This is a genomic window from Microbaculum mangrovi (genome assembly GCF_051390635.1).
Lineage (GTDB): Bacteria > Pseudomonadota > Alphaproteobacteria > Rhizobiales > Tepidamorphaceae > Microbaculum.
Genome location: NZ_JBPODT010000001.1, coordinates 1008791 through 1023459, shown reverse-complemented (window position 1 = coordinate 1023459; position 14669 = coordinate 1008791). Strand labels below are relative to the sequence as shown.

The 14669-nt window shown below is 67.3% G+C and carries 15 protein-coding genes; 7 read left to right on the top strand and 8 right to left on the bottom strand.

The genetic code is table 11. The features are described 5' to 3' along the window. Positions 1-176 precede the first annotated feature (176 nt). Positions 177-1478 (top strand): beta-1,3-glucanase family protein, encoded by a 1302-nt coding sequence (locus ACSF9G_RS04940; RefSeq protein WP_436639013.1) that lies wholly within the window; start codon positions 177-179, stop codon positions 1476-1478. 116 nt (positions 1479-1594) lie between these two features. Next, on the top strand, positions 1595-2482 hold the full coding sequence (locus tag ACSF9G_RS04935) for a hypothetical protein (protein WP_436639011.1): 888 nt from the start codon (positions 1595-1597) through the stop codon (positions 2480-2482). 57 nt (positions 2483-2539) lie between these two features. Here ACSF9G_RS04935 and ACSF9G_RS04930 read toward each other — a convergent pair whose 3' ends face one another. From ACSF9G_RS04930 to purE, 4 genes are all read right to left on the bottom strand, one after another. Then, positions 2540-3412, bottom strand: coding sequence for a tetratricopeptide repeat protein (locus ACSF9G_RS04930; protein ID WP_436639009.1), 873 nt, complete (start codon positions 3410-3412; stop codon positions 2540-2542). A gap of 128 nt (positions 3413-3540) precedes the next feature. Then, positions 3541-3765, bottom strand: a complete 225-nt coding sequence (rpsU, locus tag ACSF9G_RS04925; RefSeq protein ID WP_436639006.1) for a 30S ribosomal protein S21 — start codon at positions 3763-3765, stop codon at positions 3541-3543. A 159-nt stretch (positions 3766-3924) separates the two neighbouring features. Next, positions 3925-5049 carry a 5-(carboxyamino)imidazole ribonucleotide synthase gene (locus tag ACSF9G_RS04920; protein WP_436639004.1) on the bottom strand — a complete coding sequence of 375 codons (1125 nt, stop codon included), beginning with the start codon at positions 5047-5049 and terminating at the stop codon, positions 3925-3927. Next, positions 5046-5585 carry a 5-(carboxyamino)imidazole ribonucleotide mutase gene (gene purE, locus ACSF9G_RS04915; protein ID WP_436639002.1) on the bottom strand — a complete coding sequence of 180 codons (540 nt, stop codon included), beginning with the start codon at positions 5583-5585 and terminating at the stop codon, positions 5046-5048. The genes ACSF9G_RS04920 and purE overlap by 4 nt, the downstream gene beginning before the upstream one ends. Before the next feature lie 199 nt (positions 5586-5784). On the opposite strand from purE, the gene ACSF9G_RS04910 reads away from it, so the two are divergent. Continuing rightward, positions 5785-6483: a GGDEF domain-containing protein gene (locus ACSF9G_RS04910; protein ID WP_436639000.1), complete on the top strand. Its 699-nt coding sequence runs from the start codon at positions 5785-5787 to the stop codon at positions 6481-6483. Between the two features lie 50 nt (positions 6484-6533). Here the strand turns inward: ACSF9G_RS04910 and ACSF9G_RS04905 are convergent, their stop codons facing one another. Further along, a complete protein-coding gene (locus tag ACSF9G_RS04905) occupies positions 6534-6740 on the bottom strand; it encodes a YdcH family protein (protein ID WP_436638997.1) in 207 nt (68 codons plus the stop codon). A gap of 210 nt (positions 6741-6950) precedes the next feature. On the opposite strand from ACSF9G_RS04905, the gene ACSF9G_RS04900 reads away from it, so the two are divergent. Both ACSF9G_RS04900 and ACSF9G_RS04895 read left to right on the top strand, forming a co-directional pair. Continuing rightward, positions 6951-7133, top strand: coding sequence for a YdcH family protein (locus tag ACSF9G_RS04900; protein ID WP_436638995.1), 183 nt, complete (start codon positions 6951-6953; stop codon positions 7131-7133). A 346-nt stretch (positions 7134-7479) separates the two neighbouring features. Beyond that, positions 7480-8193 (top strand): MarC family protein, encoded by a 714-nt coding sequence (locus ACSF9G_RS04895; RefSeq protein WP_436638993.1) that lies wholly within the window; start codon positions 7480-7482, stop codon positions 8191-8193. A gap of 112 nt (positions 8194-8305) precedes the next feature. On the opposite strand, the gene ACSF9G_RS04890 is transcribed toward ACSF9G_RS04895, so the two are convergent. After that, positions 8306-9064, bottom strand: coding sequence for an SDR family NAD(P)-dependent oxidoreductase (locus tag ACSF9G_RS04890; protein ID WP_436638990.1), 759 nt, complete (start codon positions 9062-9064; stop codon positions 8306-8308). A 110-nt stretch (positions 9065-9174) separates the two neighbouring features. On the opposite strand from ACSF9G_RS04890, the gene ACSF9G_RS04885 reads away from it, so the two are divergent. Continuing rightward, on the top strand, positions 9175-10023 hold the full coding sequence (locus ACSF9G_RS04885; protein WP_436638988.1) for an AbiJ-NTD4 domain-containing protein: 849 nt from the start codon (positions 9175-9177) through the stop codon (positions 10021-10023). A gap of 18 nt (positions 10024-10041) precedes the next feature. Here ACSF9G_RS04885 and ACSF9G_RS04880 read toward each other — a convergent pair whose 3' ends face one another. Together ACSF9G_RS04880 and ACSF9G_RS04875 are read right to left on the bottom strand one after the other, a co-directional pair. Then, positions 10042-11667, bottom strand: a complete 1626-nt coding sequence (locus ACSF9G_RS04880; RefSeq protein WP_436638986.1) for an acyl-CoA synthetase — start codon at positions 11665-11667, stop codon at positions 10042-10044. A gap of 104 nt (positions 11668-11771) precedes the next feature. Then, complete coding sequence (locus ACSF9G_RS04875) at positions 11772-12536, bottom strand: sulfite exporter TauE/SafE family protein (RefSeq protein WP_436638984.1); 765 nt, start codon at positions 12534-12536, stop codon at positions 11772-11774. A gap of 161 nt (positions 12537-12697) precedes the next feature. Here ACSF9G_RS04875 and ACSF9G_RS04870 point away from each other — a divergent pair, with 161 nt between their 5' ends. Next, entirely contained in the window at positions 12698-14611 is a 1914-nt protein-coding gene (locus ACSF9G_RS04870) for a propionyl-CoA synthetase (RefSeq protein ID WP_436638982.1), read from the top strand. Positions 14612-14669: the final 58 nt, after the last annotated feature.

The window sequence follows — 14669 nt, the reverse complement described above, 5'->3', positions numbered from 1 at the left end:
TCTATGTCCATTCGGATTCTGTCTGTATTGCGACCGAAAAGGGTCGTGTTTGCTGGTCGTCCAGGCTCGTCAGGTTCACGAAATATTATGTCGTTGCAGGCAAGGTCTCCGTCCGCGCGGCGACTACGCGTGACAATCGTGTCGTTCGGTCGCCGGCAACCCTGGGGCTGGACCACATGATCTCATTCAAGACGCTGGCGCGTGCGTTCGCCGTTCTGGCATTCGCCTGCGCTGCTGCCGTGACGATAGCCGTCGCGCCCTCCGGCGCAGCGGGCGCGGCCCAAGATATCCAAGCGAAAGTGCACCTGCGCACGGTGCCGCTGACGATCGTCAACAGGTCGGGACGCGGCAAGATGTTCGTGTTCGTCTACGGCACGTACAACGGCACGAGCTACTATGTCGCTCACCCGGCCGGGACGGTGAGCACCTTTCCGAACAGCACCAGCTACCAGGCCTACGGGCTGGCCTTCGGGAACAAGAAGAAGGTCACCATCCGCGTCCCGGAGATGATGAACACCCGGGTCTACGTGTCCTACGGCCGGAAGCTCAAGTTCACGAGCGCCGGCGGCGTGCCGAGCACGCCCTCCGGCTGGTCGCAGTCGGATCCGACCGGCGGCAAGAACCCGAACTTCCGCACGCTGTTCGACTGGTTCGAATACAGCTGGGGCCCGCAGCCGGCGCCGGTTCCCCCGAAGCTTCCCGCCAACGCGACCTACCTGAACGGCAACCAGACGCAGGTGGACATGTTCGGGCTGCCGATGCTGTTCACCTTCGTGGGCGTCGACGCCAACAACAATCCGGCGACGCTGCGCGGCGGGTTCAAGTCGGCCAAGGCGCGAAAGCGGATATTCGCCGCCATGAAGAAGGCCGGCGCGCCGTGGAAGCGGCTCGTCATCGGCGGCAGGAAGAAGATCCCGCTACGGGTGATCTCGCCCTACAACGGCATCAGCATGGGCGTGTTCCCGGCCGACCAGTTCGACGGCTACATCGACTCGGTGTGGAACAAGTACACCGGGGGCAGCGCGGCCAAGACCGTCGTTGCCAGGACGACGGGACCGACCCAGGGCTTCACCGGCGCGGTCAGCGGCACCGATCTGGTGTTCACCCGCACGGGGGCCGGCGGCACCGTCACCTTCGCCAAGCCGACCACCATGCAGGCCTATCAGGCGTGGGCGCCGACCGTGTCTCCGGCGGGCGACGCGGATCTGCAAACCGGCGCCGGCGAGCTGATGACGATGGTGCAGGCGACGCTGATGCGGACCACCATGCTCGCCAGCAACTCGATCAGCGCGTGCCCGGCAACGACCGCCTATTACCGGAACGCGCCGGTCAACATGTACTCGAAGACCATCCATCGCTACGCCTACAAGAGGCTGGCCTACGGCTTCGGCTTCGACGACGTGTGCAACCAGGGCAGCGACCAGCAGGTGTTCCAGCCCACGCGCGTCATCCTGACGATCCAGCCGCTCAACAAGTAGCGGGACATCGCGGACGCCGCCGGGAGGCCGTCGCGCCGTCCGGCGGCGTCTGGACAAGCCGGGCGCGCCCGCTATCTGTTGGCGCCATGCCCGAGGACCCCACCAGCGAACCAAACGTGGACTTGCCCGGAGCGCCGGCGAGAGAGCCGGGCGAAGGCCCGGGCGACGACGCGATCGCCCGGGCACTCGGCTATCCCTATGCGCGCCATCCCGGTCCGGTGCTGTTCGATCCCGGCTCCGGCGCGCACGCGGCGCATGTGGTCGACATCGGCCCGGAGCGCGGGCATGTCGCCGCCGGGCTGCGCCTGCCGGTGCCCTCGCGCGCGGTCGCGATCACCACCGAGCACCAGACGATCGAGATCGAGGACGCGGTTGTGCTGATCGCGGCGGGGTCGAACGGCTCGACGGTGCAGCTCGCCCGAAAGTATCGCGGCCGGCACGCGGCCCGGCCCATCCTGATCGCGCCGGCGACGGTCGCGGGCGCGGTCAGCGTCTATTCCGCCCATATCGCGTCGTACGGCTCGGTGCCGGCGACGATGCATCCATTCCCATTGGGGCACGGCGCGAGGCACCGCGCGGCGGACGCCCGCGCGGCGCTGCACGTCCTGATGATGCCGGCGGAGGAACTCGCCCATATCAACGCCACCGAATCGCTCGGCGTGAACTACGTGCTGGCGGCGCCGCACGCGGTCTCGGCGACCGTGGAGGGCGTCACGATCGCCCGGCCGCTGGCCTACGTGTCGACGCGCGGCGCGGCGGCGCCGGACGCAAGCCCGGTGCTGCTGTCGCAGACCGGCGGCGCGGAGACGGGCTATCCGGCGCTGTCCCAGCCGGAGATGCTGGAGCGGGTCAGGGCGTATGTCGGGTATGCGGCCGCGCTGACGGATTTCGTCGCCCGCCTGAGCGGCGACCGGGCCGCGCGCATGGCGGTCACCGAGAGGCTAGCCGCGACGGCGCAGCGATGGGCGCTCTCCGACGACGAGATCGTCGCGGACGGGCTTTGACGTGGCGGGCTTTGACGTGGCGGGCTTTGACGTGGCGGGCTTTGAGCTGGTGGGCGGTCAGCGGACGCCGAGGATGCCGCCGCCGGGAACCTTGCCGCGCAGCCGCTGCAGGCCTTCCCTGGCGGGGGCGTAGTTGCCGTTGATCGACAGGGCGCGGTTGTAGGCGGCGACCGCCTGGACAAAGTCCTCCTGCGCCTCCAGCGCCATGCCGCGGCTGGTCCAGGCCTCGTAGTAGCGCACGTTGATCTCGAGGGCGCGGTTGAAGTCCTCGAGCGCGGCGTCGACGTTGCCGATCTGGAAGTTGGAGATGCCGCGGCCGTGATAGGGCTCCGGCGCGGCCGGATCGAGGCCGATCGCGGTGGTGAAGTCCTCGATCGCGAAATTGTGCAGGCCGCGGCTCTGATAGATCAGGGCGCGGTTGTGGAAGCCCTGCGGATCGTCCGGCTGCAGGCGGATGGCGCGGTCGAAATCGGCGAGCGCCAGCGAGATCTGGCCGGACTGGCGGTAGACGTTGCCGCGGCCGATATAGGCCGGCGCGTAGCGCGGCTCGGTGCGGATTGCCTGGTCGTAGTCCTTCAGCGCCTGGTCCATCTTGCCGAGCTGGCGGTAGACCAGCGCCCGGTTGGCGTAGGCCTGGTGGAACTGCGGGTCGAGCTGGATGGCCTTGTCGAAATCGACGAGCGCCTCGTCGTAGCGCCCAGAGGCGCCGTAGGCGGTTCCGCGCACGTTGTAGGCGCTCGGATTGTTGGGCTCGCGCTTGATGACCTCGCTGAGCGAGGCGATGTTCACCGAGGCACCGGCGAAGGTGCCGGTATCGGCGGAGGCGAAGGTTTCGCTCGGCAGGGACTGGCAGGAGGCGGCCAGGAGGCCGATGCCCAGCACCGCGCCAGCCGTCGCAACCGCGCGTCTTGCCGAGAAGGAATAGGTCATGGATCGCGTAGCCGGCATGGATTCGGGGCGGAACCTGTTCCGCCTAGATGCCATTTGCGGCAGTTTTGGGATCGCTTGAGCGGGGTGGACGGGCACCCCGCGCGGTTTGCGTTGGTCCGGCGGCCGGCTCAGCGCTTGCGGCTACCGGCGATCAGGCCTTCGCGCTGGGCGCGCTTGCGGGCGAGCTTGCGGGCCCGGCGGATCGCCTCGGCCTTCTCGCGCGCCCTCTTCACGGACGGCTTCTCATAGAAATTCCGAAGCTTCATTTCGCGGAAAATACCCTCGCGCTGCATCTTCTTCTTGAGCGCCCTGAGAGCCTGATCCACGTTATTTTCGCGAACGATAACCTGCACGCGCGCACCCTTCCTGTGATCCGATACAGCTCGAAATGTCCGATTTCACTTTCGTCGGTCCACACCGGACCGGCAGAAGTTCCCGCGACCATTCCGGTCGAGAGTGAAAATCGGGCGGTCGATTAGCAGAAATCGACGTCCAAGTCTACTTCGAGAATATTAACCCGCGGGCATTTCGCCAAGCGGAAAAAGCCGGGTGACGTGCCCCATCTTGCGGCCCGGCCGGCTTTCGGCCTTGCCGTAGAGATGCAGGGCCGTGCCGGGCTGGGCGGCGATCGCCTGCCAGGCATCGGCGTCGGTGCCGATGAGATTGGTCATCTCGGCGTCGGCGAAACGGGCCGTCGAGGGTACCGGCCAACCGGCGACCGCGCGCATATGCGCCTCGAACTGGGACAGCGGGCAGGCCTCGATCGTCCAGTGGCCGGTGTTGTGCACGCGCGGCGCGATCTCGTTGACGAGCAGCGAGTCGCCCTGCGCCTGGCGCACAACGAACATCTCGACGGCGAGGACACCGACATGGCCGAGCGCCTCGGCGATGCTCCTGGCGACATCGACGGCCTCGTCGGCGATCTCGGGCGAGATGCGGGCGGGAACGCGGCTAACCCGCAGGATGCCGCCGTCGTGGCGGTTCTCGGCGACGTCATAGGCGGCGAACGTGCCGTCCTCCCCACGCGCGGCGACGACGGACACCTCGCAGACGAACGGCACCCGCGCCTCGAGCACGGCCGGGGCTTCGCCGATCGCGGCCCAGGCGGCGTCGGCGTCCTGCTGGCCCATGACGTTGGCCTGGCCCTTGCCGTCGTAGCCGAGCCGGCGCGTCTTCAGGATCGCCGGGGCGCCGAACTGCTCAACGGCGGCGCGGATGTCGTCGGGGCCGTCGATGCGGGCCCAGGCGGCGGTGCCGACGCCGAGGTCCTCGCACAGCCGCTTTTCCTCGAGCCGGTCCTGGCAGACGGCGAGCGAGCGACCGGAGGGGCGGGCGGCGACCAGTCCCGACAGGATCTCGATCGTTTCGGCGGGAACGTTCTCGAACTCGTAGGTGACGACGGAGCAGGCCGAGGCGAACGCCTCCAGCGCAGCCCTGTCGTCATAGGCGGCGACCGTGCGGGCGGCGGCGACGGCGAAGGCCGGGCTGTCCGGGTCGGGGCAGTAGACGTGGCAGGACATGCCGATGCGGGCGGCCGCCATCGCCAGCATGCGGCCGAGCTGGCCGCCACCGAAGATGCCGATGGTCGAGCCGGGCGGAAGCGGGGCGGGCGCAAGCGGGGCGGGGCGCGCGCTCACGCCTCGTCCCTCGGCCGGTCGGCGACCGACCCGGCCTGCGCCGCGCGCCAGGCGTCGAGCCGCGCGGCCAGGGCGGGGTCGGCGAGCGCCAGCACGGCTACGGCGAGCAGGGCGGCATTGGTGGCGCCGGCCTTGCCGATCGCCAGCGTGCCGACGGGAACGCCGGCCGGCATCTGCACGATCGACAAGAGGCTGTCCTGGCCGCTCAGCGCCTTCGATTCGACGGGCACGCCGAAGACGGGAAGCGGCGTCATCGCGGCGGCCATGCCGGGCAGGTGGGCGGCGCCGCCGGCGCCGGCGATGATCACCTTGAAGCCGGCCTCGCGCGCGCCTGAGGCGAAGTCGTAGAGCCGCTTCGGCGTGCGGTGGGCCGAGACGATGCGCGCGTCGTAGGCGACGCCGAGCGCATCCAGCGCCTCGGCGGCGGCGCGCATGGTCGCCCAGTCGGACTGGCTTCCCATGATGATGGCCACGGGTGGCGTATCGGCGGCCGGCGTATCGGCGGATGGCGTTTCGGCGGGTGGCGTTTCGGCCATCGCGGTTCTCCCGGAAAAACGGCGGATTATAGGGACGGCGCGGCCGGGTTCAAGCGTGTGTGAACGATAGCGCGCACGGACGTCGACGGCGGCATCCCGGGGAGGCGATATACGCACAACGGCGTACGCCATGCCCGTCGCGAACCATGGTTAATCCGCCGCCGATTCGGTTATATTGGCGCGTTAGCGGGGATTCGGAATGGAAACGAAACGCACCCGGCGCGCAAAGGCCGCCAAGGATACCGTCCGGCGGTCCGAGTCGCCGCGCCGACAGGCCCGGCGGTCCCCCGACGGCGCGCTCAAGGACATCGATGCGACCGATCTGAGCGATGACGTGCGCTCGATGGTGTTGCAGCTGGCGACCCGCGTCGACGCGCTGACCGGCGAACTCGACCTGGCGCGCCGCCGTGTCGCCGAACTGGAGACGCTGGCCGACGAGGACGCGCTGCTGCCGGTGCTGAACCGCGGTGGCTTCATGCGCGAGCTGAAACGGGCAATTGCCGTGGTCGACCGCTACGCGACGCCCGCGGCGCTGATCTGCCTCAATGTCGACGGTCTCAAGGCGATCAACGACGCCTACGGCCACGCGGCCGGCGACGCGGTGCTGCGCGAGGTCGTCGCGCGCGTGCGGTCGCGGCTCAGGGCGTCCGATATCGTCGGCCGGCTCGGGGGGCGGGAATTCGGCGCGATCCTGTGGACGGCCTCGGCCGAAGATGTCGAGCAGAAGGCAGACGCGCTGGCCGCGGCAATTGCCGGGACCCCGATTTCGGTCGTCGGCCATCAGGTGATCGTGGCGGTATCGGCGGGTGCGACCGCGCTCGCCGCGACGGATTCCGCCGAGACCGCGCTGGGCCGCGCCGACGAGGCCATGGACGGGGCCAGGCGCGGCGGGTCCTGAGCCTTCCGGAGAGCGGCGACGCCGGGCGGGCGCGGGCAACCGGGCGACGATCAGGCGATGATGTCGGGGGTCAGTCGGTCCTCGATGTGCGACATCCGGTCCTTGAGGAACAGCTTGCGTTTCTTCAGCCGCTTGATCTGCAGATTGTCGGCGGAACCGGACGCGTCCAGCGCGGCGATGGCGCTGTCTAGATCGCGATGTTCCTGTTGCAGGGCAACCAACTGGTCGCGCAAGGATTCTTCGTCCTCGTCACTCATCAAATGCAGGCCTCCGGGAACGGTCCGTTCCAGATAATACCATACCAGAAGCCCCCGGCCGGTCGCGCGCCGTCAAGGGCGGAATGCGAGTTATCCACGCCGTTCCGCGCGGTGCACCTTGCCGGACGGTTTCTGGGTGCCAATTTGTCGACAAGAAACGGTGCTTATGTCACACTCCAGTCATCCTTCATAGCGGCATAGGAGGTGCATATGACGGTCGCATCGCATTTGGCCGAACTCGTCGAAAAACACCGGGCGCTGGAGCGCTCAATCGAGGAGGAGATGTCCCGGCCACATGCCGACGATATCCGCGTAGCGGACATGAAGAAGAAGAAACTCAGACTTAAAGAAGAAATCGAGCGACTTCGTACGAGAAAGGTTTCCGTACACTGACCTCCCGCCGCCGACCGGCACGATGAAGACCGGTCGGGGTGTTCGAACCCGAGAGGATACGACGAAGCGCTCGCCGTAAGGCGGGCGCTTTTGTGTTTTCGGAAGGCTAGCCGGGGTAAGCGGCGCGGCATCGGCATGGATCCGTGCCGGCATCTCCTCCGCGCCGGCATCCCCCCGAGTCGGCATCCCCCCGAGTCGGCATCCCCCCGAGTCGGCATCCCTTCGGCGCCGACATCCCCTCCGCCCCGATATCCCTTCGGCGCCGGCATCCCGTCGACAATCCGGGGCAGGCCTTCGCCCCTGCGGTTCGCCCGGTTCAAATGCCGGCGTTTCTCGGGCAAGCTGTGTGAAGGCGATTCACCGCAAGGGTGAGTCCGTCCGCGGCGCAGAAGACGCCAAGGCGTTTGGGGGGGCGAACCTGATCCAGCTTCACTGGCATGAACTGGTCACGAATTTCGTGACGCTCTGGGTGATGCTCGACCCGCTCAGCACGGTCGGCTTCTTTCTGGCGCTGACGCCGGGCATGGTCGCGGCGCAACGGCGGGCGCTGGCCACGAAGGCGGTGCTGATTTCCGCCGGCGTGCTGCTGTTCTTCATCGCCGCCGGCCAGTTCCTGCTCAGCGCGCTGAACATCCCGCTCTATTCGTTCCAGATCGCCGGCGGCATCGTACTGTTCCTGTTCGCGCTCAACATGATCTTCGGCCACACCAAGCCGCAAGTGGTGGAGGCGTCGCCGGGGTCCGAGCCGGAGGAGTCGATCGCGGTGTTTCCCCTGGCGATCCCGGGGATCGCCGGGCCCGGCGCGATGCTCGTCGTCGTGCTGCTGACCGACAAGGAGCGCTATTCGTTCGGCGAGCAGGTCGATACCGTCGTCCTGCTGCTGGTCGTCCTGTTCCTGCTCTGGGTGGCGCTGATGCTCGCCAACCCGATCAGCAGAATCATCGGCGCGTCCGGCGCCAACGTGCTCGCCCGGGTCATGGGTCTGCTGCTTGCCGCCGTCGCCGCCAACAACGTGCTTCAGGCGGCGCGGGTCTATATCGCGACGGCGGCGGGCGGATAGGCGCCGGTCGGATATACGCCGGTCGGATATACGCCTCCGGGCCTGCCGAAACCGATCACCCCTGCCGCAGGGGATCACCCCTGCCGTAACGGATCACCCCTGCCGCAACGGATCACCATTGCCCGGCCGTCGCGCCGCCTTCCATCGGCAGGGCCGCGCCGTTGATGAAGCCGGCCTCGTGCGAGGCGAGGAACAGGACGGCGGCGGCGGCCTCCGCGACGGTGCCGATGCGTTTCAGCGGATAGGCGTCGGCCTGCTCGCGCATGCCGGCGTCCTCGTCGCCGTCGATGGCGAAGCCGGCGCGCGCCATGTCGGTCTCGACCACGCCGGGACACAGCGCGTTGACCCGGACGTCGGGGGCAAGCTCCATCGCCATGGACCGCGTCAGGTTCACCACCGCGCCCTTGGAGGCGCAATAGGCGGTGGTCCCGGGATAGCCGTTGAGGCCGGACTCCGAGGCGATGTTGACGATGGTGCCGCGGGCGACGCGCAGCGCGGGCAGGGCCGCGCGGGTGCAGAACTGGACGCTCTTCACGTTGGCGTTCATCACCGCGTCCCAGGCCTTCTCGTCGGTGTCTTCTATCGTGCCCCGGAAGAACACCCCGGCATTGTTGACGAGGATGTCGAGCCCGCCGAAGGCGCCCAGCGCGGCGGCGACGGCTGCGTCGCAGCCGGCGACCGTGGCGACGTCGCCGGGGGCGGGGATCGCATTGGCGTTGCCCTCGTAGCGGGCCATCGCCACGGCGACCGAAGTGTCGGTGCGCCCGTTGATCGCCACGCGCGCGCCCTCGGCCAGAAACGCCCGGGCGCAGGCCGCCCCGATACCGCGCGTCGCGCCGGTGACCAGGACGGACTTGCCCGTAAAGCGCATGGTTATCGTCCCTTATTGTCTTGCGCCATCGTGTGGGAAGCTTAGGAGAACATTCTGTTGCTCTAATATTGTTCTAATTCCCGCGCGGGGAATCGCGATATAAGCGCTGTATGGAAGGTGATTCCAAACTCTACATACCGTTCTCTCAGCGAGCTGGACTAGAACCAATTCCGCCGCAGCTTGAGCTGGGCGAAGTGTCCATCGAATTGCGTCGGCACTTAGAATATTACATAAGCCTTGAGATAGATAGAGAATCGCGTCCTGGGGTCGATTCGTCTTTTTTCAGTAAGAGATGGAAGCGGGTCGCGATGGACCTGCATGTTTTATTCTTCAGGAAATCCGTAGATGGATTCAATTTTAGAGTCTACGAGAACGAGAGGCGCCTTAAGACCTTCATTCAACGCGCCAACATAGGTAACCTATTCAATCTGATTGAATTCTTCGTCCGGCATCCCGGATGTAGCGATGAACTGAAGAGCGAGTTAGCGGGTGCGTTTGTCGCAGCACGCGCCGCGTATCGCATAATTGACAACCAATACATCGCCGCCATCGGCACAGAAGAGCAGGTGGCCGCGTTCGAGCGTGCCATTGCGGATGCGGAGGCCAAAGATGCTACAGCCGCGCGCAAGCAGCTTATCGCGGCGGGCGTGGCGTTACGAAGATCGGATTGGGCTGGTAGCGTGCGGGAGAGCATTCACGCCGTAGAAGCGACAGCGGTACGCCTCGCTCCCGGCACCAAGACCCTGGGCAAGGCGCTTGCGGTTCTGGAACGGCGCGATCACCTGCATGGTAGCCTTAAGAGAGCGTTTGACACCCTCTACGGCTACTCGTGCGAAGAAGAGGGCGTACGCCATGCCCTCGTCTTCAGCGATGAATCACAAGTAGACGAAGCGGACGCACTGTTCATGCTGGGCGCGTGCGCATCTTTCGTGTCGTATTTACTTGCGCGCGGCGCTTAACGCACGGCGGCTTTGCCCTCACGCCTCCTTCGCCATCTCGCGCAGCACGAATTTCTGGATCTTGCCGGTGGAGGTCTTCGGCAGTTCGGCGAAGATCACGGTGCGCGGGCACTTGAAGTGGGCCATGTGCTCGCGGCACCAGGCGATGATGTCGTCGGCGGTGACGTCGCTGCCCGGCTTCGCCTCGATGAAGGCGCAGGGGGTCTCGCCCCACTTGTCGTCGGGCTTGGCGACGACGGCGACGGCCTGGACCTCCGCGTGCTTGTAGATGACGTCCTCGACCTCGATCGAAGAGATGTTCTCGCCGCCGGAGATGATGATGTCCTTGGAGCGGTCCTTGAGCTGGATGTAGCCGTCGGGATGCATGACGCCGAGATCGCCGGAATGGAACCAGCCGCCGGCGAAGGCCTCCCGCGAGGCGTCCGGGTTCTTGAGATAGCCCTTCATGACGACATTGCCCCGGAACATGACTTCGCCGATGGTCTCGCCGTCGGCGGGCACGGGCTCCATGGTCTCGGGATCGCGCACCGACAGCGCCTCGAGCGCTGCGTAGCGCACGCCCTGGCGCGCCTTGCGGGCGGCGCGGGCGGGGCCTTCGAGCGCGTCCCAGTCCGCCTTCCAGTCGTTGACCACGGCGGGGCCGTAGGTCTCGGTCAGGCCGTAGAGATGGGTGACGTTGAAGCCGTTGTCGGCCATCGCCGCGAGCACGGCCTCGGGCGGCGGGGCGGCGGCGGTGAAGAACTCGACGGTGTGGTCGAGCGCGCGCTTGTCCTCCGGCGCCGCGTTCAGGATCGTGGCCATGACGATCGGCGCGCCGCACAGATGCGTCACGTGGTGGTCGGCGATGGCGTCCCAGATCGGCTTCTGGCGCACCTGGCGCAGGCACACATGGGTGCCGGCGATGACCGACAGGGTCCAGGGAAAGCACCAGCCGTTGCAGTGGAACATCGGCAGCGTCCACAGGTAGACCGCGTGCTTCTTCATCGAGCCGGTGAGCACGTTGCCCTGGGCCAGCAGGTAGGCGCCGCGATGGTGGTAGACGACGCCCTTCGGGTTGCCGGTGGTGCCGGAGGTGTAGTTGAGCGAGATCGCGTCCCACTCGTCGTCGGGCATCGACCAGGCGTAATCGGGATCGCCCTCGGCCAGAAGCTCCTCGTATTCCAGTTCGCCCAGCCGCTCGCCGTCCTGCGGGTATTCGGGATCGTCGTAGTCGATCACCAGCGGCTTCACCTTGGCCAGCGCCAGCGCCTGCTTCACCGTCGGGGCGAACTCGCGGTCGGTGATCAGCACCTTGGTCTCGGCGTGGTCGAGGGTGAAGGCGACGATGGCGGCGTCGAGGCGGGTGTTCATCGTGTTGAGCACGGCCTTGGTCATCGGCACGCCGTAGTGCGCCTCCAGCATCGGCGGGGTGTTGGCGAGCATCACCGACACCGTGTCGCCCTTGCCGATGCCGCGCTTGGCCAGCGCCGAGGCCAGCCGGCGGGCGCGGGCGTAGAAGTCGGCGTAGGTCGTCCGGGCGTTGCCGTGGATGATCGCCGTGTGATCGGGAAACACGCTGCCCGCGCGCTCCAGGAAGGCGAGCGGGGTCAGCTGCTGGTAGTTGGCCGGATTCTTGTCGAGATCCCTGTCGTAGGCTGTTGCCACGCTGTTTCTCCAAACGCGGTTGTGTCGTCCCACCGGTTTTACGCCGATTTCGCAAAGACGCTAGCGCGGACGCCGGGGGGAGGCAATTCGTCGGCGCGGACCGATCACGCCGGCCAGAGGATCCCCACGGCGCCGTCCCAAGTCAGTTTCAGCCCGATCAGGAACAGGGCGGCATAGATGACGCGGTAGAACGCGTCGGTGCGGAAGCGCCTGACCAGGAAGACGCCGAGAAGCGTGGCCAGCGGGGCCAGCGGCAGCAGGACGGCGGAGGTCGACAGGTTGGCGGTCGAGAACTGGCCGAGCAGGAAATAGGGCACGACCTTTGCCGCGTTGATGACGGAGAAACAGATGATGGCGGTGCCGGCGAAGACCTTCGGGTCGAGCCTGAGCGGCAGCATGTACATCTGGAAAGGCGGGCCGCCGGCATGGCTGACGAAGGAGGTGAAGCCCGCCACCGCGCCCCAGATGCTGCCCTTCAGCCGGTTGTGCGGCTTGGGGCTCAGGCGTTTCGCCCCGCCGAGCGCGTAGTCGACCGTGAAGACGATGGCGACGACGCCGACGATCAGCCTTACGTGGGCTTCCGTGACCCAGGTCGCCGTCGCCCAGCCGACGGCGATGCCGACCATCGCGGCGGGAAGGACGATCCGGATCGCGCGCCCGTCGAAGATGCCGCGCCAGGCGATCAGGCCGACGACATCCATCGCAATCAGGATCGGCAGCATGATGGCGGCGGCCTGCACGGGCGATATGACGAGCGCCATCAGCGGCACCGCCAGCATGCCGAGCGCGCCGCCGAAGCCGCCCTTGGACATGCCGGTGAGCAGGACGCCGGGCACCGCGACGAGATAGAAGAGAGGATCGGTTATCATCGAAAATGCCGGTTCCGCCGCGAGAGGGCCCCGGCGCTTTTAGACCGGGTTCGCCCGAGACGAAAGTCGCACGACGGCCGGGGCTTGCATTGCGCTGGCACAAGGACACAATCGCGCGACGGTCTGTAAAAACACTTGAGATAAAGGATAGGGAGCGCCCGATGTCGAGCCGATATCACGAGGTCTACGAGAGCTGGCGGAAGGATCCCGAAGGATTCTGGGCGGGGGCCGCCCGTGACCTGGTCTGGTCGAAGCCCTGGGACAAGGTGTTCGACGGCGCGCAGGGGGTCTACGGACGCTGGTTCGTCGGGGCGGAATGCAACACCGCCTACAACTGCCTCGACCGCCACGTCTTCGCCGGCCGCGCCAGCCAGCCGGCGATGATCTATGACAGCCCGGTCACCGACACGAAGCAGACCTTCACCTATGCCGAGCTGACCGACGCGGTGGCGACGCTCGCCGCGGTGCTCGTGAAGCACGGCATCGAGAAGGGCGACCGGGTCATCCTCTACATGCCGATGATCCCGGAAGCGGTGATCGGCATGCTCGCCTGCGCGCGCATCGGCGCGGTGCACTCGGTGGTGTTCGGCGGCTTCGCGGCGCGGGAACTGGCCACCCGAATCGACGACTGCCAGCCGAAGATGATCCTGTCGGCGTCCTGCGGCATCGAGCCGGGACGGGTGGTGAAGTACAAGCCGCTGCTCGACGAGGCGATCGCGCTGTCCAGCCACAAGCCGTCGACCTGCCTGGTCCACCAGCGGCCGATGGAGACGGCCACGCTCGTGGAGGGGCGCGACGTCGACTGGGCCGAGGCGGTCGCGGCGGCCGCGGCGGCGGGCGAGAAGGCCGATTGCGTGCCGGTCGCCGCCACCGATCCACTGTACATCCTCTACACGTCGGGAACCACCGGACAGCCCAAGGGCGTGGTGCGCGACAACGGCGGCCACATGGTGGCGCTGCACTGGTCCATGGACGGGGTCTACGGGATCGAGCCCGGCGAGATCTACTGGGCGGCGTCCGACGTTGGCTGGGTGGTCGGCCATTCCTACATCGTCTACGCGCCGCTTCTGCGCGGCTGCACGACGATCCTGTTCGAGGGCAAGCCGGTGGGCACGCCCGACGCCGGCACGTTCTGGCGGGTGATCGCCGAGCACAAGGTCACCGCCCTGTTCACCGCGCCGACGGCCTTCCGCGCGATCAAGAAGGAGGACCCGAACGGCAGCTTCATCGGCAAGTACGACCTCAGCCACTTCCGCACCCTGTTCCTGGCCGGCGAACGCGCCGACCCGGACACCATCCAGTGGGCGGAGAGAATGCTGAACGTGCCGGTGCTCGATCACTGGTGGCAGACGGAAACCGGCTGGGCAATCGCCGCCGACCCGGTGGGCCTCGGCATGCTGCCGGTCAAGTACGGCTCGCCGACGGTGCCGATGCCCGGCTACGACGTGCGGATCCTCGACGAGGCGCATCAGCCGGTGGCGGCGGGGAAGATGGGGGCGATCTGCGTGAAGCTGCCGCTGCCGCCCGGCTGCCTGCCGACGCTGTGGAACAACGACCAGCGCTTCAGGGACAGCTATCTCGCCGAGCACCCCGGCCACTACGCCACGGCTGACGCCGGCTACAAGGACGAGGACGGCTACGTATACATCATGGCGCGCACGGACGACATCATCAACGTCGCCGGGCACAGGCTGTCGACCGGCGGCATGGAGGAGGTGCTGGCGAGCCATCCCGACGTCGCCGAATGCGCGGTCATCGGTATCGCCGATTCCATGAAGGGACAGGTGCCGGCCGGCTTCATCGTCCTGAAATCCGGCGTGACCAAGGACCTGGCCGAGATCGAACGGGAGGTGATCCAGCTCGTGCGCGAGAAGATCGGTCCGGTCGCCGCCTTCAAGCTGGCCATCACCGTGGGGCGCCTGCCGAAGACGCGCTCGGGCAAGATTTTGCGCGGCACCATGCGGGCGATCGCCGACGGCGAGGCCTACAAGACGCCGGCGACGATCGACGATCCGGCGATCCTCGACGAGATCACCGCGGCGCTGAAGGAGCGCGGTATCGCCAGGGCGGACTGAGGGCCGGGGCGGATCGAGGGCCGGAGCGGACCGAGGTCATCGATCCGGCCGTCTACGT

Excerpts from the sequence above, each read along its gene's own strand:
- ACSF9G_RS04940 (WP_436639013.1), top strand. The coding sequence starts at position 177 with ATGATCTCATTCAAGACGCTGGCGCGTGCGTTCGCCGTTCTGGCATTC.
- ACSF9G_RS04930 (WP_436639009.1), bottom strand. The coding sequence starts at position 3,412 with ATGACCTATTCCTTCTCGGCAAGACGCGCGGTTGCGACGGCTGGCGCG.
- purE (WP_436639002.1), bottom strand. The coding sequence starts at position 5,585 with ATGGCCGAAACGCCACCCGCCGAAACGCCATCCGCCGATACGCCGGCC.
- ACSF9G_RS04910 (WP_436639000.1), top strand. The coding sequence starts at position 5,785 with ATGGAAACGAAACGCACCCGGCGCGCAAAGGCCGCCAAGGATACCGTC.
- ACSF9G_RS04905 (WP_436638997.1), bottom strand. The coding sequence starts at position 6,740 with ATGAGTGACGAGGACGAAGAATCCTTGCGCGACCAGTTGGTTGCCCTG.
- ACSF9G_RS04900 (WP_436638995.1), top strand. The coding sequence starts at position 6,951 with ATGACGGTCGCATCGCATTTGGCCGAACTCGTCGAAAAACACCGGGCG.
- ACSF9G_RS04890 (WP_436638990.1), bottom strand. The coding sequence starts at position 9,064 with ATGCGCTTTACGGGCAAGTCCGTCCTGGTCACCGGCGCGACGCGCGGT.
- ACSF9G_RS04885 (WP_436638988.1), top strand. The coding sequence starts at position 9,175 with ATGGAAGGTGATTCCAAACTCTACATACCGTTCTCTCAGCGAGCTGGA.
- ACSF9G_RS04875 (WP_436638984.1), bottom strand. The coding sequence starts at position 12,536 with ATGATAACCGATCCTCTCTTCTATCTCGTCGCGGTGCCCGGCGTCCTG.
- ACSF9G_RS04870 (WP_436638982.1), top strand. The coding sequence starts at position 12,698 with ATGTCGAGCCGATATCACGAGGTCTACGAGAGCTGGCGGAAGGATCCC.